The organism is Streptomyces sp. NPDC000594, from assembly GCF_040299965.1.
In the GTDB taxonomy this organism is placed as follows: Bacteria; Actinomycetota; Actinomycetes; order Streptomycetales; family Streptomycetaceae; genus Streptomyces.
This window is the reverse complement of the sequence record NZ_JBEPCY010000001.1, coordinates 237,945-258,760: the sequence shown is the minus strand read 5'-3', so window position 1 is coordinate 258,760 and position 20,816 is coordinate 237,945. Positions and strand designations below refer to the sequence as shown.

At 70.9% G+C, this 20,816-nt stretch carries 18 protein-coding genes; 9 read left to right on the top strand and 9 right to left on the bottom strand.

Features of this window, described 5'->3' with window-relative positions:
- Positions 1 to 5: 5 nt before the first annotated feature.
- Positions 6 to 1,496: an FGGY family carbohydrate kinase gene (locus tag ABT354_RS00795; protein WP_351487046.1), complete on the bottom strand. Its 1,491-nt coding sequence runs from the start codon at positions 1,494 to 1,496 to the stop codon at positions 6 to 8.
- Positions 1,497 to 1,833: 337 nt separating this feature from the next.
- Here ABT354_RS00795 and ABT354_RS00790 point away from each other — a divergent pair, with 337 nt between their 5' ends.
- Together ABT354_RS00790 and ABT354_RS00785 are read left to right on the top strand one after the other, a co-directional pair.
- Entirely contained in the window at positions 1,834 to 2,829 is a 996-nt protein-coding gene (locus ABT354_RS00790; RefSeq protein WP_351488015.1) for a hypothetical protein, read from the top strand.
- Positions 2,830 to 2,978: 149 nt separating this feature from the next.
- The gene (locus ABT354_RS00785) at positions 2,979 to 4,517 is read left to right on the top strand and encodes an amino acid permease (RefSeq protein WP_351487044.1); all 1,539 of its coding nucleotides are present in this window, start codon (positions 2,979 to 2,981) and stop codon (positions 4,515 to 4,517) included.
- A gap of 135 nt (positions 4,518 to 4,652) precedes the next feature.
- Here ABT354_RS00785 and ABT354_RS00780 read toward each other — a convergent pair whose 3' ends face one another.
- The 4 genes from ABT354_RS00780 to ABT354_RS00765 form a co-directional block, all read right to left on the bottom strand.
- Positions 4,653 to 5,072, bottom strand: a complete 420-nt coding sequence (locus tag ABT354_RS00780; RefSeq protein WP_351487042.1) for a DoxX family protein — start codon at positions 5,070 to 5,072, stop codon at positions 4,653 to 4,655.
- 144 nt (positions 5,073 to 5,216) lie between these two features.
- Positions 5,217 to 6,185: a D-alanine--D-alanine ligase family protein gene (locus tag ABT354_RS00775; protein WP_351487040.1), complete on the bottom strand. Its 969-nt coding sequence runs from the start codon at positions 6,183 to 6,185 to the stop codon at positions 5,217 to 5,219.
- A gap of 26 nt (positions 6,186 to 6,211) precedes the next feature.
- Positions 6,212 to 7,450: an aminotransferase-like domain-containing protein gene (locus tag ABT354_RS00770; RefSeq protein WP_351487037.1), complete on the bottom strand. Its 1,239-nt coding sequence runs from the start codon at positions 7,448 to 7,450 to the stop codon at positions 6,212 to 6,214.
- 179 nt (positions 7,451 to 7,629) lie between these two features.
- Complete coding sequence (locus ABT354_RS00765) at positions 7,630 to 8,640, bottom strand: Ppx/GppA family phosphatase (protein ID WP_351487034.1); 1,011 nt, start codon at positions 8,638 to 8,640, stop codon at positions 7,630 to 7,632.
- 353 nt (positions 8,641 to 8,993) lie between these two features.
- Here ABT354_RS00765 and ABT354_RS00760 point away from each other — a divergent pair, with 353 nt between their 5' ends.
- Both ABT354_RS00760 and ABT354_RS00755 read left to right on the top strand, forming a co-directional pair.
- Entirely contained in the window at positions 8,994 to 9,281 is a 288-nt protein-coding gene (locus ABT354_RS00760; protein WP_351487031.1) for a hypothetical protein, read from the top strand.
- Between the two features lie 177 nt (positions 9,282 to 9,458).
- A complete protein-coding gene (locus ABT354_RS00755) occupies positions 9,459 to 10,586 on the top strand; it encodes a hypothetical protein (RefSeq protein WP_351487028.1) in 1,128 nt (375 codons plus the stop codon).
- Here the strand turns inward: ABT354_RS00755 and ABT354_RS00750 are convergent.
- Together ABT354_RS00750 and ABT354_RS00745 are read right to left on the bottom strand one after the other, a co-directional pair.
- Entirely contained in the window at positions 10,537 to 11,307 is a 771-nt protein-coding gene (locus ABT354_RS00750; protein ID WP_351487025.1) for an N-acetyltransferase, read from the bottom strand. The genes ABT354_RS00755 and ABT354_RS00750 overlap by 50 nt on opposite strands.
- A 109-nt stretch (positions 11,308 to 11,416) precedes the next feature.
- Positions 11,417 to 12,259, bottom strand: a complete 843-nt coding sequence (locus ABT354_RS00745) for a class I SAM-dependent methyltransferase (RefSeq protein WP_351487022.1) — start codon at positions 12,257 to 12,259, stop codon at positions 11,417 to 11,419.
- A gap of 201 nt (positions 12,260 to 12,460) precedes the next feature.
- Between ABT354_RS00745 and ABT354_RS00740 the strand changes: the two genes are divergently transcribed.
- A complete protein-coding gene (locus tag ABT354_RS00740; protein WP_351487019.1) occupies positions 12,461 to 13,945 on the top strand; it encodes a N,N-dimethylformamidase beta subunit family domain-containing protein in 1,485 nt (494 codons plus the stop codon).
- On the opposite strand, the gene ABT354_RS00735 is transcribed toward ABT354_RS00740, so the two are convergent.
- The gene (locus ABT354_RS00735) at positions 13,911 to 14,645 is read right to left on the bottom strand and encodes an HAD family hydrolase (protein WP_351487016.1); all 735 of its coding nucleotides are present in this window, start codon (positions 14,643 to 14,645) and stop codon (positions 13,911 to 13,913) included. The two genes, ABT354_RS00740 and ABT354_RS00735, sit on opposite strands and share 35 nt — an antisense overlap.
- A gap of 4 nt (positions 14,646 to 14,649) precedes the next feature.
- Complete coding sequence (locus tag ABT354_RS00730) at positions 14,650 to 15,813, bottom strand: serine/threonine protein kinase (RefSeq protein WP_351487013.1); 1,164 nt, start codon at positions 15,811 to 15,813, stop codon at positions 14,650 to 14,652.
- Positions 15,814 to 16,116: 303 nt separating this feature from the next.
- Between ABT354_RS00730 and ABT354_RS00725 the strand changes: the two genes are divergently transcribed.
- From ABT354_RS00725 to ABT354_RS00710, 4 genes are all read left to right on the top strand, one after another.
- A complete protein-coding gene (locus tag ABT354_RS00725; protein WP_351487011.1) occupies positions 16,117 to 17,418 on the top strand; it encodes an extracellular solute-binding protein in 1,302 nt (433 codons plus the stop codon).
- 160 nt (positions 17,419 to 17,578) lie between these two features.
- Positions 17,579 to 18,544, top strand: a complete 966-nt coding sequence (locus ABT354_RS00720; protein ID WP_351487009.1) for a carbohydrate ABC transporter permease — start codon at positions 17,579 to 17,581, stop codon at positions 18,542 to 18,544.
- Positions 18,541 to 19,416: a carbohydrate ABC transporter permease gene (locus tag ABT354_RS00715; protein ID WP_351487006.1), complete on the top strand. Its 876-nt coding sequence runs from the start codon at positions 18,541 to 18,543 to the stop codon at positions 19,414 to 19,416. Before ABT354_RS00720 ends, ABT354_RS00715 begins: the two co-directional genes overlap by 4 nt.
- A gap of 144 nt (positions 19,417 to 19,560) precedes the next feature.
- The gene (locus ABT354_RS00710; protein WP_351487003.1) at positions 19,561 to 20,661 is read left to right on the top strand and encodes a radical SAM protein; all 1,101 of its coding nucleotides are present in this window, start codon (positions 19,561 to 19,563) and stop codon (positions 20,659 to 20,661) included.
- Positions 20,662 to 20,816 lie beyond the last annotated feature (155 nt).

The window sequence follows — 20,816 nt, the reverse complement described above, 5'->3', positions numbered from 1 at the left end:
AACGATCAAGGTACCTGGGATCCGGCGGGGTTCTTCTCCAGGCTCATCTCCGGGTCCTTCTCGGGGTTCCTCTCCAGGAGGGTGGTGACCTCGGCACGGAACCGCGCCAGGCGGTCGGCGGCCTCGTCCGGGCCGATGGCGGGTTCGTAGACGGCGGAGGGCCGCCAGGCGGGGAGCGCGTCGGCGACGGCGAGGGAGGGGTCGAGGCCGAGGCGGGCGACCGCGCCGGCGCCGAGGGCGGTGACATCGGGGAGCGCGGAGACCTCGACCGGGAGCTGGAGGAGATCGGCCTGGGTCTGCATCAGCAGGGCGGAGCGGGTGAGTCCGCCGTCGACCCGCAGCACGGTCAGGGGCCGGCCGAGGTCCTCCCCGGCGGCCTGTGCCACCTCCACCACCTGGGCGGCGATGCCCTCGCACAGGGCGCGTACCAGCTGGCCGGGGCCGGTGCCGAGGCCGAGGCCGGTGAGCGAGCCGCGGATGTCCCCGCGCCACCAGGGCGCGGCGAGTCCGGCGAGTGCGGGGACGAAGGTGACCCCGCCGCTGTCGGGGACGGCGCCGCCGACCCGGTCGAGGTCGGCGGCGCCGGAGATGATCCCGAGGTCGGTGAGCCAGCGCACGGCGGAGGCGGCGGCGTAGACCTGGCCGTCCAGGCAGTAGCTGGTCCGGCCGCCGAGTCGCCAGGCGACACAGCTGACCAGTCCGGCGGTGGTGCGGCGGGGGCTGGCCCCGGTCTGAGCGAGCAGGAACGCCCCGGTGCCGTAGGTGCACTTGGCGCCGCCGGCCTCGGTGACGTTCTGGGCGAGCAGGGCGGCCTGCTGGTCGACGAGGAGTCCGGTGAGGGGGACGGGCGCGCCGAAGGCGTCGGTGGTGCCGACGGGGCCCGCCGCGTCCACGATCGCGGGGAGCCGCTCGTCTTCGAGGCCGAAGAGTTCCAGGGCGCGGGGGGACCAGTCGACGGTGTCCAGGTCGAGGAGCTGGGTGCGGCCGGCGGTGGCGGCGTCGGTGACAAAGGCCCCGGTGAGCCGGTGGACCAGCCAGGAGTCGCTGGTGGTGACCACGCCTTCGGTGGTGCGCTCGCGCCGGATCCACGCCATTTTGGGCGCGGCGAAATAGGGATCGAGCGGCAGGCCGGTGAGGTGGGCCAGCTCGTCCGCGTGTCCCGCGAGTCCGGCGCAGAGCGCGGCGGAGCGGCGGTCCTGCCAGACGACGGCGTCGGTGAGGGGTTCACCGGTGGCCGGGTCCCAGGCCAGTACGGTCTCGCCCTGGTTGGCGAGGCCGACGGCGGCGACGGGTTCACCCGCCCGGTCCAGGGCCTGGCGTCCGGCGTCGAGGACGGAGGCGAGGAGTTCCCGGGGGTCGACCTCGACGCTGTCGCCGGGCCCGTACCGGGGGGTCACCGGGGCGGATCCGGTGCCGATGACACCACGTTCCGGACAGATCACCAGGGCTTTGGTCCCCGATGTGCCCTGATCGACGGCCAATACGGCACTTGACATGGGCCACCACACTTCTCTAGCCGGAGGGGATCGCCGCACCGGAGGCAAGTGTCGCTCCGCGTCCCTTCGTTGACGAGAAGCCAGGGTGGAGCAGGCGGCGGGCCCCGTCAAGCGAGGGGTAAATGTCCCTGTGTTCCCACCTTCCATCCCATCATGTGACCGATTGTGGCCAACTTCTTGTCGTCATCGTCTGGTTGAGTAAGATCGGCGCGCAAACGGAGGGCAGATTGTGAACACCGCCTTCCGATATCACCCCCCACCTGTCCCGATGAGGACCCATGACGACCATTTCCCGACAACCACGCCGGTCCAGAGCGACGGGGGCGGCGGCGGGCTGATGTCCCAGGACCAGTTCCGTCCCGTGTACCACCCGGCCGGCCACGACAGCGAACTCCACGCGGCGCTCCAGGATTTACGAACGGGACGCTGGCTGTCGATGCGCAACCTGCTGCACCAGACCTCCACCTGGTCGGCGTGGACACAGCGGACCCAGGTGCTCGCGGCGGTCGCCGCGGGTTCCGACGCGGTACAGGCGTGGCGGGCGGAGGAGCCGAATTCGGTCGCGGCGACGGTGATGCACTGCCGGATCGCGGTCGAGCGGGCGCTCCGGGCCCACCGGGAGAGTCACGCCCGTACCCAGGAGCTGTGGCACGAGGCATGGGACGCCTGTCGTATCGCGGCCCATCAGGGACCCGACGACCCGGTGCCCTGGGTCTGTCTGCTGGCCCTGGCGCAGCTCGACGAGCGGCAGCGACTGGAGGAGCATCGGCAGATCCCCCCGGGTCCGATGCTCTTCCCCGGGCCCTGGGGACTGCTGGCGGAGGCGCACAAGCGGGATCCCTACAACCGCGAGGCGTACCACCGGATGCTCCAGTTCGCCTATGCCCGTACCTCGGGCGCGCATGTGTCGGACGCGGTCAACTTCGTCCAGTGGGCGGCGTCGGCGGCTCCGGCCGGGTCGGCACTGCTCGCGCTGCCCCTGCATGTCCGGGTGGAGCGCTACCGCCGTGACCGCGGCCATGAGCGCGCGCTCGACCTGCACTGGGTGACCGAGGACGCCATCCGGGAGGCCATGATCGCGCTGGAGGGCTGGTTCGACCGGTCCGACCCGGGCGAGGCGTCCCTGCTCGATCTGAACCACCTGGCCCACGCCCTGTGGGGCGCGGGCCGGTTCGCCGAGGCGGCCCGGGTCTTCGACGCCCTGGGACCGTACTTCACCGCTCCCCCCTGGCTCTACCGATCGCAGAACCCCGGCGACCCGGCACTCGCGGAGGAGGTCTTCCTCCGCGCCCGTGCCCGGTGCCTCTCCGCCGCGCGCGGCGCCGGTCAGTGATCGCCGCGGGTCCCCCCGCGGCGGTCGCCGACCGGACGCCGGTCCCGGCGTCCGGTGTGCCCGCCCCCACCCAGGGCGGTGCGCCGACACCCCCCTCCCCCCACGACAGTTCAGTGCCACCACACCTTTCCCCCGGAGGTTGATCCAACATGTCCTTTCCCTCATCGCCCAGATGGTCGGGGTCGGACCCCGCTTCACCGGTGGACGAGGAGGAGCGGCTGCGGGAACTCGGCTACCAGCCGGTGCTCGCCCGCCGCATGGGAGGCTTCGGCAACTTCGCCATCAGCTTCTCCGTGATCTCCGTCCTCTCCGGCTGTATGACGCTGTACGGGTTCGGCATGAACACCGGCGGCCCGGCCGTGATGATGTGGGGCTGGCTCGGCGTCGGTCTCTTCGTCCTCTGTGTGGGCATGGCCCTCGCCGAGGTCACCAGCGCGTACCCGACCTCGGGCGCGCTGTACTACATGGCCGACCGGCTCGGCGGCCGTAAGTGGGGCTGGTACACCGGCTGGCTGAACCTGCTCGGCCTGCTGGGCGCCATCGCCGGTATCGACTACGGCGCGGCCCTGTTCACCGGTGCCTTCCTGCACCTCCAGTTCGGCTTCGACCCGACGCCGGGCTCCACCATGATCATCTTCATGATCATTCTGCTGCTCCACGCCACGCTGAACCTCTTCGGTGTGAAGCTGGTCAGCGTGCTGAACTCGATCAGCGTGTGGTGGCACATCGCCGGTGTGACCCTCATCGTCGGTGTGCTGGCGATCGTGCCCAAGAACCACCAGTCGCCGGAGTACGTCTTCACCGAGTTCGTCAACGGCACCGGATGGGAGAACCCCATCTATGTCGCGGCGATCGGTCTGCTCCTCGCCCAGTACACCTTCTCCGGCTATGACGCCTCGGCCCATCTGTCGGAGGAGACCTCCAACGCCTCCGTCACCGCGGCGCGCGGCATCGTCCGGGCCATCTGGGTCTCCTGGATCGCCGGTTTCGCCCTGCTCGCCGGGCTGACCTTCGCCATCCAGGACTACGCCGGGGCGCAGAACTCCGAGACCGGGGTCCCGCCGGCCCAGATCATGATCGACGCGCTGGGTACGGGCGGCGCGTCCGCGCTGCTGCTGGTCGTGATCGTGGCCCAGCTCTTCTGCGGCAACGCCGAGGTCGCGGCGGCCAGCCGGATGGTCTTCGCCTTCAGCCGGGACAACGCCCTGCCGGGCTCCTCCCTCTGGCGGCGGGTCAGCGCCAAGACCCAGACCCCGGTCCCCGCGGTGTGGCTCTCGGTGGCGGTCCCCTGCCTGCTGGCGCTTCCCTCGCTCTACTCCACGACCGCCTACGGCGCGGTGACCGCGATCAATGTCATCGGTATCACCCCGGCGTACGCGATCCCGATCTATCTGAAGCTGCGGGCGGGCGACCGCTTCCAGCCGGGACCGTGGACCCTGGGCAAGTGGAGCAAGCCGATCGGCTGGATCGCGGTGGTCTGGGTCGCCATCGTGACCGTGCTGTTCCTGCTGCCCCAGTCCAACCCGGTCACCGTCGACACCATGAACTACGCCTCGGTGGCGCTGGTCGTGGTGATGACCCTGGCCACGGTCTGGTGGTTCGTGGCGCGCCGGACCTACGGGGTGCCGCAGCCGCAGTCGTACGGCTCGGCGAAGGAGCAGGCGGAGCTGGCGGACCACATCGTCTGATCCATCGTTCCGTCCGAACCCCCGGCGCCACGGTGGCGCCGGGGGTTCCCGCGGCCAAGGGCCCGGCAGCGCGCGCAGGCGCCCGCCGGGCCCTTTTCCGTACTAGAGGGACCCTTAGGGACCCCGTCGGCCGGTTCAGGAGATCCGGAACAGCGGCCCCGTGAGGGTCAGTCCGAGGTCGTGTCCCGCGTACGAGAAGAAGGCGATCAGCATCAGACAGGCGCCGCCCAGGGACACGTCCTTGAGGAAATGGATCATGTCGTTCTGCTTCGCCATGGGGTCCTGCTCCTTCCAGAAGGCGTGCATCAGCAGCGCCGTCGGGAAGAGGAAGAGCGCGAGCAGCAGCGCCCCCAGGTCGGCCCAGATGCCCAGCAGTACGCTCACCGAGCCCGCCAGCAGCAGCAGGCCGCTGACGACCACGGCGACGGCCGCCTGGGGAAGCCCCTTGGAGGCGGCGTACCCGGACATCGCGGACACCTTGGTCAGATGACCGACCGCGGAGTTGAGGAAGAGCAGCACAAAGAGAATGCGCCCGATGAGTACCAGCACGTCCATGAGCGGCCTCCGGCAGCGGACAGGGAACGGCTCGCCACCCCCTCCTTCCCGAGGCTACCGCCGATCATCCGGGGCCGCGCGGCGGGGATCCCCGGCGCGCGCCCCGGCCAGGCCCCCGACCGGTCCACCGGCCGGTCCCCCCGCTCAGGCCCCCGGCCGGTCCCCGAGCGGGTGGCGCGCGGCGGCGCGGGCGGCCAGTTCACGGAGGAAGTCGCCGAGGTCCCGGCCGGCGGCATCGAGGGCCATGGGATAGGTGCTGGTGAGGGTCATCCCCGGGGCCACATTGGTCTCCAGCACCACGACCTCGCCGGCGTCGGTGACGATGGCGTCCGTACGGGACAGATCCCGCAGCCCGAGCGCCCGGTGGGCGGCGACCGCGACCCGGGCGGCCTCCTCGGCCGCCGCCGGGGGGATCCGGGCCGGGTGGTGGAACTCGACGGCGCCGGGGGTGTACCGGGCGGTGTAGTCGTACAGCCCCTCCGCCACGATCTCCACCGGGGGCAACGCGAAGGGCCCGTCACCGAGGTCGGCGACCCCGATGGCGATCTCGACGCCGGTGACCAGCCGTTCGATCAGGGCCTCGTCGTGATAGGCGAAGCAGGCCATCAGCGCCTCGGGCAGCCGCTCGGCGGTCTCCACCCGGCTCACCCCGAACGCGGAGCCGCCCGACCGCGGCTTGACGAACAGCGGCAGCCCCAGCCGTTCGGTGATCCGGGCGGTCAGCTCGGCCGCGCCCAGATCGTGGAACGCCTCCTTCGGCAGGGTCACCGACACGGGTGTCGCGAGCCCCGCCCGTACCAGCACGGTCTTGGCGACCGTCTTGTCGAACGCGGCCCGGCACGCCGAGGGGCGGGCCCCGACATAGGGGACCCCGGCCAGCTCCAGCACCTCCTTGATGGTGCCGTCCTCACCCGCCACCCCGTGCAGCACCGGAAGGACCACGACCCCGGGATCCCGCACCAGCGCGGGCAGCAGATCCGTGCCCACATCCCGCAGCTCCACCCCGACCCCCACCCGGCGCAGCGCCTCGGCCACCTGGGAGCCGGACTTCTGGGACACCTCGCGCTCGGGCGAGAGGCCGCCCGCGATGACGACGACCCGCAGATCGCTCATGGTTCCTTCTGCTCCCTCTGTGCTGGTCATGCCTGGTCGGGCCCGGGGGCCTGGGGGCCGCCGCTGTCGGCGGGTGCCGAGGTGCCGAAGGTCTCCCGCAGCCGCAGCTCGTCGGTGATCACATCGGCCAGCAGCCGTACCCCGTCATGGATCCGCTCGGGCGGCGGATAGCAGTACGAGAGCCGCATCGCCTGCCGCCCGCCGCCGTCCGCGAAGAACCCGGTGCCGGGGACGTACGCCACCCGCGACTGGATCGCCCTCGGCAGCATCGCCTTGGAGTCCAGCCCTTCGGGGAGGGTCACCCAGACGAAGAATCCCCCGGCCGGACGGGTCCACGAGACCCCGGGGGGCATGTACTTCTCCAGCGCGTCGAGCATCACCCCCCGCCGCTCCCGGTACATCTCCCGGAAGTCCCTCATCTGCTCCGGCCAGGGCTGGGTCCGCAGATAGCGGTCCACGGCGAGCTGGTTGAAGACGGAGTGCGAGAGCATCGCGCTCTCGGCCGCCAGGACCAGCTTCTCCCGTACGGCGGCGGGGGCCAGCGCCCAGCCCACCCGCAGCCCCGGCGCCAGGGTCTTCGAGAACGAGCCCAGATAGACCACATCGGCGGGCGCGTCGGCGCGCAGCGCCCGCATCGGCTCGTCGCCGTCGAGATGCAGCAGCCCGTACGGATTGTCCTCCACGAGCAGCACCCCGGCCCGGCGGCACACCTCCACCACCCGGGGACGGCGCTCCTCGGAGAGGGTGACACCGGCCGGGTTCTGGAAGGTCGGCACGGTGTAGAAGAGCTTGGCGGGCCGTCCCGCACGGGCGAGGCGGGCGAAGGTCTCCGCCAGCGCCTCCGGGACGACACCGTCCTCGTCCATGGTGACGTGCACGACGTCCGCCTGGTACGCGGCGAAGACGCCGAGCGCGGTGACATAGGTGGGGGCCTCGGTGACCACGGTGTCCCCGGGGTCCACGAAGACCCGGGTCACCAGGTCCAGCGCCTGCTGGGAGCCGACCGTCACCACGACGTCGTCCGGCGAGGCGTCGTCGATGCCCTCGGCCGCCATCACCCGGCAGATCGTCTCCCGCAGCCCCGGATCCCCCTGCGCGGAGCCGTACTGGAGCGCCACCGCGCCCCGCTCCGCGACCAGTTCCGCCATCAGCGCGCCCACCGCGTCCATCGGCAGCGCCGACACATTGGGCATGCCGCCCGCCAGGGACACTATCTCCGGCCGGGACGCGACCGAGAACAGCGCCCGCACCTCGGACGCGACCATCCCCGCCGCCCGCGCCGCATAGTGTCCGCGCCACGGATCGACCCGGGATCCCGACCGGGAAGGCTCACCAGACTGCATCGGCACGCTCCTGTCCGTCACCGTCCAAGTCCCCTGACCCTATCGAGTCATGGGATCCGGCGCGGAGCGGATCCGGTGCGGGACGGCTGCGGGTCCGGTGGTCAGCGCAGCGCGGCCGGCGCCGCCAGGGCGGGTATCCGGGGCTCCTCGGGCGGCTCCTCCCCCCGGGCCGTCAGCGGCCACCACGCGGTGCCGCCCTCCTCGATGGAGCGCAGCAGCACCCCTTCGCGGAGTCCCCAGGGGCAGATCGTCAGCCGGTCGATGCCCATGAGTCCCATGGCGGTATGGGCGACCAGGGCACCCGCGAGGCTCTGCCGGGCCCTGGCCGGGGAGATCCCCGGCAGCCGGGACCGCTCGGCGGCGGTGAGGCCGCGCAGTCTGCGGACGGCGGGGCGGAGGTCGGCGGCGTCCAGTACCCGGGGGACGAAGGGGCCGTGCCGCCCCGGGGGCGCCCCGCACAACCGGCCCAGCTGCTGGAAGGTGCGCGAGGTCGCCACCGTCGTCGCCGGGCGCTCCCAGCGGATCCGGGCCGCCACATCGCGCAGCCGATGCCGCACATGGCGCCGCAGCTCCTTGAGGACCAGCCGGGAGGGTGGATCCGTCTCGCCGAAGAAGTCCCTGGTCAGCAGATTGGCGCCGAGGGGGAGCGAGGCGGCGAAGTCCGGCAGCCGGCTCCGTCCGAACGCCACGTCGAGCGAGCCGCCGCCGATGTCCAGCATGGCGAGCGGCCCCGCGCACCATCCCATCCAGCGGCGGGCGGCGAGAAAGGTGAGTTCGGCCTCGGTCTCGCCGTCCAGGGTGTGCAGCACCACCCCCGTGCGGCGCGCGACCTCCCGTACCACCTCGGGGCGGTTCGGGGCGTCCCGCACGATCGCGGTGGCGAAGGCCAGCAGGGTGTCGGACCCCCGGATGTCCGCCTCGGTCCGGGCGTCGTGGACCGCCTCGGCGAGCCGGTCCACCTGGGCGGGCGGGATCTCCCCGCCGGGGCCCGTGTGATCGGCGAGCCGGAGCCGGTCCTTGGCGGTGTGCACGGGCAGCGGCAGCGCGCCACCGGTGTCCGCGACCATCAGTCGTACGGTGTTGGAGCCCACATCCAGTACTGCCATGCGCATTGATGGCCGGTACCCGCTCCCGGCCGGAACATGCGCCGTACGGCCGGGCCGTCACCCGCTCGTGACCCCGCGCCCGGCCATGGCCCCGGGGCACATCCGCGCGGACACGGCACCGGCCCGCGCCCCCCGAGGAGACCGCCGGAGACACCGCCGGAGGCAGGTGCGGCCGGGCCGCGGGCGAGGCGAGGAGAGCCTGGCGATGACCCTGCGGCGACCCGGTGCGTGACACCACCCGGCCCTGGGCATATGCCAATTCGGCGAACCCCGCGAGGGCGGTCACCCCAGCGGGGTATAGGTCGTGCTGCGCGGGCGCCTTCCTGCCTCGGCCCGCGTCTCCCGAAAGGTCGGTCCCGATGAGTCAACGTACCCGGAACGCGGCGGTCGTCGCCGTTCTCGCCTTCCTCTGCCTGGAGACGGCCGCCGTACAGCTGCTGCTCGAACTTCCCCTGGCCGCCCGACTGCTGGCCCACACCGCGGCCCTGCTCACGGCGGCGGCGTGTCTCGCGGCCCTGCTCGTGCCCCGGTTACCCCGCCAGGAGGGCCGGTTCAGCGAGAGCCGATGTCAGCGGCGGGCGCTGGACCACCGCAACGACCACGAGTGGCGGGCCCGGGAGCACGGACGGACCCCGGGCCGGATCTGATGGGGTGACCCGACCAGGACGGCCCCGTGGCGGTAGGACTTCCGAGGACAGCTGAATCGAGTCAGTGAGGGTCCCTTTCCGGTCGTCGTCCCGACGCCGTCACCGGAAACCGACCGAGGTACGGCCATGATCGGCAACGAGTCCTTGCCGGTCGGTTGGCTGAAGGAGTACCCCTCGATGCCCGCAGCACGCGTCAGTTCGGCCGTGATGACCCATCCGGTGCGCCGGGCCCAGGCCGAGGAGCTGGCCGCACGCCTGGGGCTGGGGGGCCTCGCCCTGGACCCCGCTCCGGACGCGGACCCCTCGGCGCTGCGCACCGCCCTGGTCGCCTGGGAGCGGGTCGCCGAGGGAGCCACCCATCAGTTCATGATCCAGGACGATGTGGCCGCCCCCGACGACATGCTGGACCTGGTCGCCCACTGCGCCGACCGGTTCCCCGGTGACGCGCTCGCCTTCTACACCAACTGGCATGCCCGCAACGGCGCCGCGGCCCGGCTCGCGGCGCTGGCGGGCGCGGGCTGGGTGCGCGCCGTACCGGAGGAGTTCACCCCGACCCTGGCCATCAGCCTCCCGGTGGCGGAGGCCGAGGCCTTCCGGCGGTTCGCCGAGCGCAGCGGTCAGCGCCATGACGACGAGGTGATGGCGGCCTTTCTGCGGCAGGGCGGACGGCGCAGCGCGCTGCTGGCGGTGCCGACCGTCACCGAGCACACCGGCACCAGCAGCATCAATGGCCACGCCTCCCAGGGGGTGCGGCTCGCGGTCTGCCCCACCGCCGTGGACGACGCCCGTCCGCTGCTGTACGAGGGCTGGGTGCTGGAGGAGCTGGAGTGGCTGCCGTATATGCGGTACGGGGAGGGGTTCATCCGGCTGCCCGGCCAGGACGCCACACCCGCCGCACGGTCCCACTACACCTGGCGGGAGGCGCTGCCCGGGACGGGGCTGCTGACGGAGGGGGCGATCCAGCGGCTGGTACGGGAGCGGCGGCCGGCGGACGCCGCGGCGGCGGTGGCGGATCTCTTCGGCGCGGACTTCGCGGACGAGCTGTGGATCCACTGTCTGCTGCTGGGGCGGCAGGCCCAGGACGCCTTCCGGCGGCACGCGCCCGAGGGCGCGGGGCGCGGGGGGACTCCGGCGGCCGAGCGGCTGCGGGCCGCGGCGGTCTCGACCGTGGGTCCCGCGGGGCTGCCGCCGGAGCGCCGTCCCGAGGTGGGCCAGGCGCACACGGAGCTGCTGTCCGCGTACGCCTGGTCCGCCGTCAACGCGGGGACGGTCCTTCTGGAGCGGACCCGCGCAGATCGTAGGTGATCCACACGGCGGGCTCCCAGTAGACGGCGAGGTCCTGCTCCCGGTCGACCCGCAGGGTGTTCAGGCTCTCGGGGAAGACATAGTCACCGCTCTCCGGGTATTCCATCCGGGTCCAGGACTCCCACTCCCCCACCGTGCCGCTGATCCGGCAGGACTTCTCCATCGCCGAGGTGACCGTGCCCCCGCACCGCACCTGAGTGCGGATCCACGGGTCGAAGGGCTCACCGTCCGCACGGGTCCAGAAGGCGTACCGCTCGATGGGGATCAGCGGGTAGCGGTGCTTCCATATCGGACGGACGGGCACGATCAGATGGTCGAGACCATCGGCGCGGGCCATGGTGATCATCTGGTTGAGCAGCGCCCGGGAGAGGTTCTTGCCCTGGTGGACGGGGGCCACCTCGACGCCCAGCGCGCAGAGGGCGGTGGCCTTGGTCCCGGCGTCATGGGCCGCGAAGGCGTCCCTGATGGAGGCGTCGAGTCCGGTGCCCAGGTCCTCGGTCGTGCCGTCCCAGAGCCGGGGCAGTGAGCGGCCCGCGCCGAGGATGTCGTCGTTCTCCTCGTCGTACAGCAGGAACTGGTGGTCGCCGAAGTCGTCGAAGAGCCGGTTCCAGAAGCCGTCGCTGATGTCGCCGTGCAGATTGTATTCGGGCACCACTCCCGCGAAGACCTCGGGAATGCGGTCCCAGAGTTCGGGGCGTTCGGTGTACAGGACGACTCGCACAGCGTTCCCTTTCCTGTCGTGCGTGTTCTTCATGCCATTCATGCCATTCATGTCGCTCAGGCCGTTCATGTGGCCCATGCCGTTCGTGCCGTTCGTGTTTTTCGGCGCTTCAGAGCTTGACGGCTTCCCAGACGATCACGATGGGCATTCCGTTCCAGGCCGCCCGTGCCGCGTCCGCGATGAACTCCTCGTATCCGCCGGGGGCGAGCCGTCCATTGAAGACGGGTTCATGGCAGGACCGTACGGCGAGACCGGCCGCGGCGAAGGCGCTGATGTAGTGGCTGGGCAGATGGACATGGTTGCGGACAAAGGCGAGGTCGTCACCGTCCATGAAGAGGCACTGCCCCTGGAGGGTGATCACAAAGGGGTGCATATCTGTGATGATCACCCGTCCGCCGGGGCGCACCACCCGGGCGAGTTCGGCGATCCCGGGCCCGAGGTCGGGGAGATGGGTCAGGGCCAGGGTGGAGACGGCGAGGTCGACACTGGCGTCCTCCAGCGGGAGCGCCTCCAGCCTGCCGCGCCGGAACTCCGCGTCGGGCGCCTTCTCACGGGCCTTTTCCAGCATTTCGGGCGATTGGTCGACCCCGATGGTGCGGTATCCGCGCTCGGTGAGGGCGACCGTGGTGCGGCCGGTGCCGCAGGCAGCGTCGAGGGCGGTGCCGATGGGGCCCTCGTCCAGCAGCGCGCGGACGATGGGCTCCTCCACCTCCAGGAAGGAGCTGGGCAGGGAGTCGTAGACCTGGGACCAGGAGGCGTAGCCGGCCGCCGCGTCGAGTTCGGACACGGCCGCGCCCGCGCCGGGCATCCCCTCCCCCTGCCCCTCGGCGAACTTCCGGATCTCCGCGACCCGCGCTTCGAGGAATCCCTCGTCGGCGTCGATGGCGGAGCGCAGCAGGGCCAGTCCCTCAATACCGAGGACCAGCTCGCGGACACGAAATTCTCCGGCCATTGCTTTCCTTTCCTTACAGGGTTTCATTGGCTTCGGCCGCGCTACCCGCCGGCCGCTCCGGTCATTCTCCGATGAGAGCGGTTGGCCGAAATGCGATCGATGCGGGCCGATCTCGATACGGAAGGTTGTTGCATGGGGAAATATCTTTTAGCATCGGCCGCCTGCATCGGAATCGGCGATTATTCGCCAGGGGGAGGGATTGTGATCGAGGGCTATGTGGACCGGGAGAGCGTCACGGTGGGCGGGGAGCTGGGGCTCCATGTCTCGACCGACGCCGAGGAGTTCCGGGTCCGGATCTACCGGCTGGGCCGGCGGCTGGAGTTCATCACCGAGACGGGCCCCTACCGGGGGGTGCTCACCGCGCCGCCCGCGCATCCGGACGGCGTGCCCGGCCATGCCGATCCCTCGGCGGACTGGAACTTCCCCGCGTACGGGATCCCGGTGCCCGAGGAGTGGCGGCCGGGTGTCCATCTGATCCAGCTGGTGGAGGGGGACGAGGAACGGGCGCGCTCGGTGCCGCCGCTGGACGACAGCGGCATCGAGGGCTTCGCCCGGGAGTTCTTCGTGCTCCGTCCCCGGGTCCCCGGCACGGTGGGCCGGATCCTCTACAAGAAGTCCACCTTCACCCGGCACGCGTACAACCGCTCCGACAACGAGGGCCTGGCACGGGACTCCAATCTCTATGAGAACCCGGTCTACCGGGAGGGCGGCGACAGGGAGGTACGCGGCCACAAGCTGAGCCTGCACCGGCCGGGCGGGGTGATCGATCTCGCCTACTGGGACGCCCCCTTCATCGCCTGGCTGGAGCGGTACGGCTATGCGGTGGAGTTCTGCACCGATCTGGATCTGCACGAGGACCCCGGGCTGCTCGCCCCCTACGATCTGCTGCTGAGCGTCGGGCACGACGAGTACTGGAGCGAGGCGATGCGCGACCAGGTGGCCGCGCATGTGGCGGCGGGGGGCCATGTGGCCTTCCTCAGCGCCAACACCTGCTGGTGGCGGGTGCATCCTACGGACGGGAACACCGCCTTTGTCTCGGACACCGACCACCGGGTCGGGGAGGAGTATCCGCATCTGCCGGCGACGGATCTCTGGTGGCCGCAGCCGCCGGAGGGCGTCGGCCGGCCGGAGAACACCCTGACCGGGGTGAGCTTCCGCAACGGCGGGATGTGGCCCGGTGAGTGGCCGGGCGACCGGCCGCGCGAGGGCTACACCGTGCAGCACGCGGACCACTGGATCTTCGAGGGCACGGGACTCCGGGACGGCCGGGACGGCGGGGAGCCCGACCGGCTGGGGGCCGGGACGGGACTGATCGGGTACGAGTGCGACGGCGCGGCGTACACGTACGACGAGCACGGCGTGGCGCGGGCGAGCGGGGTGGACGGCACCCCCGAGTCCTTTCTCATTCTCGGCATCTACCGGCTGGACCCGGTGCACGAGGACTTCCACCATCTGAAGTGGGGGCACTGGAACTGCCCCGAGCGCGAGGCGGCCATCACCAGCCCCCGGGCCGCGACCATGGGGGTGTTCACGGCGGGCGGCACGGTCTTCACCGCGGGCACCGTGGACTGGCCCACGGTCTGCGGCCGGGAGCTGGACGCGGGGGTGGTGCGTGTGACCCGTAATCTGCTGGACCGCCTCGCGCACCGGGCTACAGCAGTTCCTGGAGACCCTGGAGGGAGCTGATCCGGTGGGCCCGCCCGGGCAGGGGCGGCGCCGTCCCCTCCACCGCCCGGTCGGGACGGTGGAGATGGACGGCGCGGATCCCCTGGGCGAGCGGGCCCAGCACATCGGACTCCCACATGTCGCCCACGAAGAGCGCCGCCTCCGCGTCGACCCCACAGGCCTCCAGGGCGGCCCGGTAGATCCGGGGGTGGGGCTTGCGCGCCCCGGCACGGGCCGAGGTGACGGCCGTGTCCACGAGCGGGTCGAGCCCCACCCCGGCGACGGCCCGGTCCAGGTCCCAGTACCAGTTGGAGCAGAGGGCGACCGTGAGGCCGCGCTCGCGCAGCAGCGTGAGCACGGCCGTCACCTCGGGATAGACCGCGAGCCGCAGGCTCTTGGTCGCCCGGTCGAGGTCGGCCGCGAGGGGCCCGGCCTCCTCCTCGGGCACCCCGAGGTCCAGGGCGCGCCGCCGCAGCCGGTCCACTTCCCAGGCGCGGTAGGCCGCTTCGCTCCGCGAGGGGACGAGGTGCTCCTCGCCGTCGCGGGGCCCGGTGGCCCACTGGTCGCCCCAGCCGTCGGCGTACCGTCCGAGGCCCCGGCGGTGGAAGACCGACGCATGGCTCGGCGGCAGGGGCGGGACCATATGGACCAGGGTGCCGTAGAAGTCGAGGATGACGGCCTTGACGGGCCCCGGCCCGGGGTGCGGTGCGGCGGCGTTCACGGGGTCAGTACCGCCCGTGGCGGCGGGGGAAGTAGTCCTCGCAGTCGCCCTCGCGCTCGATGTCGACGGTGGCGCAGTGGAGTCCGCCGCCGAAGGGGCCGACGGCCCGGAAGGGGACCGGCACGATGTCGAAGCCGTACCCGGCCAGCTGCTCGGAGAGCCGTACCTCCTTCTCCTCGATGCAGAGGGTGTTCCGATCGAGGTTGATCATGTTCCCCGCGAGCCAGGGGCTGCAGAAGGAGAGCTTCGGCGGGTGGTCCCAGCTCGCGGGCTGCACCGCCTCGATGATCTCCCAGTCGTTCAGCTTGTAGAACTCCATCAGCTCGGGGTCGGCGAGCCGCTCCCCGCAGTGCAGCACCAGCCCGGGGCGCAGCGGCACCCAGGTGGCGTCGATATGCAGCGGATGGGTGTTGGTGGAGGTAACGGCGTGCACCCGGTGGTCGGGGAAGTGGCGCTTGAGCCACTGGTAGCCGCTGCGGTTGGTCACAAAGGAGAGCTGGACGAAGAGGTCCTTGCCGAAGCGGGCGATATCGGCCGCGTCGAACAGGGGCTCCTCCTCGGTGAGCACCAGGTCGTAGTCGCGCACCTTGGCGAGCTGGACATCGGTGGGAAGCTGGTTGTAGGTGTCCCAGAACGCGGTGTGATAACTGGCGTCGGTCAGCCTCGGCTTGGGCGCGGCCTCCCAGCGCATCCGGTCGTCGGACCGGAAGAGGTCCTGGAGGATCGGCCGGTAACAGAGGTATTCGAACCAGCGGCTGCGATACGACATGGTGGCTTCGAGCACCTCGTTGCCCACCGTCAGCAGCAGGTCCCGGGGCGGCATGCAGCCGGACATGGTCTCCTGCTCCCAGTCGGGCGTGGAGACCTTCTGATGGAAGTCCAGCGGGGTCGGCCGGTCCACCCGGATGCCCCGCTTGGTCAGCATGTCGGCAAAATTGTCGAGCTGTTCATTGGCCTCGGCCATCATGTCGGCCGGCATGGTGCCGTAGGTGCCGAGGGGGAAGCCGTCCTCGGGGAAGTCTCTGCGGACGGCGGGTTCGGGGGCCTGGACCACCGCCGCGTCCGCCCGGCCGACGATGACATGGCGCAGCGGATCCCAGCCGTTCCAGGAGTTGACCCGTACGGGTCGTGTGTCCGAATCACCGGCCGTCGTGTCGTGCTTAATCACGTGCAACACCCTTCGATAGGGGACGCGGGAGACACCAGGAGAAAAATGAGTCAGGAGGTGCGTCACCGTCAAGGGCACCCAAGTGGCGCATCCTAGTGTTTTGCGTCAATAAATATCGGCCGGTGAGGTGCTGTTCTGTGTTCTTCTCAGTACCCTCCCCATGGGAACGGGGGGCAACCCGCAACAGGAACGTTCCATAATGCGCCGCTCCATCCTGGCCAAAAAGCGCCCCACCGGTAGTTTGCCGGTCTTCGCTGGGTAGATAGCAGCCCGGCTCGGCCGGTCCTCGAAAGGTGGAGATCCATGTCCTGGCGCTTACCCCGTTTCACCTCGGCTCTCGGTGCCGGGCTCATGGTCGCGACGCTCGCCGCCTGCTCCTCCGACGGCGGGGGAGGCGGGAACGGCGGTGGTGGCGACGCCCGTTCGCTGACGGTCTGGCTGACGGTCGACGCCCGGGAGAGCTGGCCCGATCTGGTTGCCTCCACGAACAAACGATTCGCCAAGCTCTATCCCGAGACCGAGATCAAGGTTCAGTACCAGCAGTGGACCAGCAAGAACCAGAAGATTGACGCCGCGTTCGCCGGTCGCGATGTACCAGACGTGGTGGAGATGGGCAATAGTGAAACCACCAACTACATCGTCAATGGCGCCTTCACCCCCGTGGAAAAGAAGGACTTCGACCATTCCGAGCACTGGTTGCCGGCCCTGGCCGACGCCTGTCAGTACGAGGGCAAGACCTACTGTGTGCCCTACTACGCCGGTGCGCGCGTCGGGATCTACCGCACCGATCTGCTGAAGCAGGTCGGCATGGAGAAGCCCCCGCGCACCTACCCGGAGCTGCTCTCCGTCCTGGACCGGGTGAAGGCGGAATTCGGGACCAAGGACAAGAACTTCTCCGCCTTCTACATGCCCGGCCGCTACTGGTACGCCGCCATGGCCTGGCTCAAGGACGCCGGTGGCGAGATGGCGGTCCAGGAGAACGGCCGCTGGCGCGGGGCGCTCTCCTCGCCCGCCTCCATCAAGGGCCTCACCACCTGGAAGAAGCTGATCGACGACTACTACGTCGGTGACCGCTCCAAGGACAACAGCGACGAGCCGGGAGTGGTCGGCCAGGGCAAGGTGGCCATGTTCTACGGCAACACCTGGGAGGCGAACGCCGCCGGGGACCCCCGCGCGGGCGGCAACGCGGCCCTGCGCGGCAGGTTCGCCACCTTCGCCTTCCCGGGCCCCTCCGGTGAGCTGATGCCGCCCTTCCTCGGCGGCTCCCTGCTGGCCGTGCCGGCCAAGTCCCGCAACCAGGAGCTGGCCCGGGAGTGGATCAAGCTCTTCACCGACCGCGGCTCGCAGCGGCGGCTCATCAAGGCGGAGACGCTGCCGAACAACACGGTCCAGCTCCGTGATGTCCCCGCCGACGGCATCAACGCCGCCGCCGCACAGGCCGCCGAGCGCGGCTGGGTGACGCCGCTCGCCCCCGGCTGGGGAGCGGTGGAGAAGTCCAATGTGCTGCCCGCGATGCTCCAGTCCATCGCCACCGGGAAGAAGTCCGTGGCGGAGGCGACCCGGGACGCGGACCGCGAGATCGACGCCGTCGTCAACAGCAACTGACCCTCCACCGGCCGCCCTGCGCTCCCTCACTCCACCCTCCCTGCCCTGTTCTGTCCTCACCTGCCCTTTCCTGCCCTTTCCCGTCCTTTCCTGCCTGTTCCGCGCCGGTCCGCGTGTACGCCCGGGCGCGCCGCGAACCACGATTCGAGGAGCTGCCCGCATGGTGACCGCAGACCCTCCGGAAGCCACCTCGCGGCCCCCGCGCACGGGCCGGGGAGGGCACCGGGGCCGGACGGCCCTGCGCCGTGCCGTCCCGTACCTCCTGATCGCCCCGACGGTGCTGGCACTCACCGCCGTCCTCGGCTATCCCCTGGTCGAACTGGTGCTGCTGTCCTTCCAGGACATGACCCGCCGGGAGCTGTTCGCCGGCACGGAACCGCCGTGGGCCGGTCTGCGGCAGTACCGTGCCATCGCGGGCGACCCCTTCTTCTGGCAGGTCGTCGGGCGTACCGCCCTCTTCACCGCCGTCAGTACCGCCGTGACCATGGCGGTGGCGCTGGCGGTCGCCCTGCTGGCCCGGCGGGTCAGCCCCTGGGTCCGGGTGACCATGGCCGGAGTGCTGGTGGCGGTGTGGGCGATGCCGGTGATGGTCGCCGCCTCCGTCTTCCGCTGGCTCACCGACTCCGACTACGGCGTGGCCAACTACCTGCTCGGGCTGGTGCCCGGGGCCGACTTCAGCAAGCACAACTGGTTCGAGGACCCCTGGCAGGGCTTCGCCGTCATCACCGCCGTCGTGGTCTGGGGCTCCCTGCCCTTCGCCGCCATCACCCTCCAGGCGGCACTCACCCAGGTCCCGCCCGAGCTGGAGGAGGCCGCCCGGGTGGACGGGGCCAACCGCTTCCAGTCCTTCCGCCACATCCTCTTCCCCGTCATCAAGGCCGCGTTCGTGATGGTGACCACGCTCAACGCCATCTGGAACTTCGGGGTCTTCAACCAGATCTGGCTGATGCGCTCCGGGCAGCCGGAGAAGGAGTACTACCTGCTCGGGGTCCACTCCTTCATCGAGTCCTTCGCCATCAACCGCTACAGCACCGGGGCGGCCATCGCGGTGGTGACCGTGGTGCTGCTGCTCGCCGGAGCCGTGTTCTACGTCCGTCAGCTCGTCAGGATGGGAGAGACCGAATGAGCGGCGCCGGCGGTGGGGTCGGTGGGGCAGGGGCCCCTCGGCACGGGCGGCGCGGCAAGCGCTCCCTGCGGGCCGACGGCCTCGGGCTGCTGTTCTGCGCGGTGATGGCCTTCCCGCTCTACTGGATGGTCCTCACGGCGCTGCGCCCCGCCTCCGAGATCCGCAGCAGCCCGCCCGCCTTCTGGACCTCCGAGCCCACCCTCGACCACTTCCGCCGGGCGATGGCCTCGGAGACCTTCTGGTCCAGCGTCCGGGCGAGCGCGCTGGTCGGCGCGGGGACCGTGGTGATCTCCCTGCTGATCGGTGTGCTGGCCGCCTATGCCGTCGCCCGCTTCTCCTTCATCGGCCGCAGGGTTTTTGTGCTGGTGATCCTCTCGGTCCAGATGATCCCGCTGGCCGGGCTGATCATCCCGCTCTATCTGCTGCTGAGCGACGCCGGGCTGACGGACAGCCTGACCGGTGTCGTCCTGACCTATCTCGTCTTCATGCTGCCCTTCACGGTCTGGCTGCTCCGCGGCTTCGTCGCCGGGATCCCGGTGGAGCTGGAGGAGGCGGCGATGGTCGACGGCTGTACCCGGGCCGGGGCCTTCCGCAGGGTGACCCTGCCGCTGCTCGCACCGGGTCTGGTGGCCACCTCCATCTACTCCCTGGTGCAGGCGTGGAACGAGTACGTCCTCGCCTATGTGCTGCTGTCCAGCAATGACAAACAGACCGTGTCCATCTGGCTCGTCTCCTTCCAGACGAGCTTCGGTACCGACTACGGCGCGCTGATGGCGGGGGCCACCCTCACCGCCCTGCCCGTCGTGGTCTTCTTCCTGATCGTGCAGCGCCGGGTGGCCGCCGGTCTGGCCGCGGGAGCCGTCAAGGGCTGACCGCGCACGGCCCGGACCGCCGGGTGCGGCACCGGCAACACGGCGCCCGGACCGCCGGGCGCCGGGGGCGCCGACCACGCCCCGCCGAACGACCGAGGGCCTGGGACCGCCGTCCCGGCCCCACTTGACCAGCAGGAGTTCTCTGTGACGTTCGACCGTCTCGACCTGGTGTCCAAGCTGTACCAGCCCGCCGGCTGGCCTCGGGTACTGGAGGCAGCCGCCGGTAAACGTTCCACCGGCCCCCTGGTGGTGGACCTGGATCCGACGACCTTCTGCGACCTCGCCTGCCCCGAGTGCATCAGCGGCAAGCTGCTCAACCAGGGGCGGTTCACCCCCGAGCGCCTGGCCGAGCTGGCCGAGGAGCTGATAGAGATGTCCGTCCGCGGTGTGGTGCTCATCGGGGGCGGCGAGCCGCTGGCCCACCGGGGCACCCGGCAGGTGCTGCGGGTCCTGGGCGAGGCCGGGGTGGCCATCGGTGTGGTCACCAATGGCACGATGATCCAGCAGAACCTCGACGAACTGGCCGAGTACGCCTCCTGGGTACGGGTCTCCATGGACGCCGGGACCAGCGAGACCTATGGCGTGTTCCGCCCCGACCGCAAGGGCCGCAGCGTCTTCGACAAGGTGGTCGGCAATATGCGGCTGCTGGCCGAGGCCAAGAAGGGCGCGCTCGGCTACTCCTATCTGGTGATGACCCGTCCGAAGCGGGACGGCACGATGATCAGCAACCACCATGAGGTGCTGGAGGCCGCCGGGCTCGCCCAGGACATCGGCTGCGACTACTTCGAGACCAAGGCGATGTTCGACGACGGCCACCATGTGATCCAGGTGGCCGAGGAGATCCTGCGCTCCGTCGACGACCAGCTGGCGGAGGCCGAACGGCGCTGGGCGAGCGACACCTTCGAGATCATCAACTCGTCCACCCTGACCTCGCTGCGGAACCGGGTGGGATCGGTGCAGCCCAAGGAGTACCACCAGTGCAAGGTGGCGGAGCTGCGTACCCTGATCACCCCTTCGGGGGTGTACGTCTGCTCCTACCACCGGGGCAACTCACAGGCGAAGATCGGGGACGCGGTCACCGAACGCCTCCCGGACATCTGGCAGAACTCCGACCGGGGGATCATCGACCCCACCCGGGACTGCCACTTCCACTGCGCGCGTCACCGCTCCAACCTTGAGCTGGAGAAGATAGCGGGCGAGGCGGGTACACCGGAACTCGGGCCGGACTACGACCCGTTCATCTGAGACGCCCCCCGTTGTCCCCGGCCCGCCCGGGGACAACGGGGGCGGCGGGCGCGCGCGGGCCGCGGGGCCGCGCGCGCCCCCCCCCCCCCCCGCGGGGGGGCGCGGGGGGGGGGGGAGCACCCCGGGGGGGGGTAGGGGGCGGGGGGGGGGCGGCC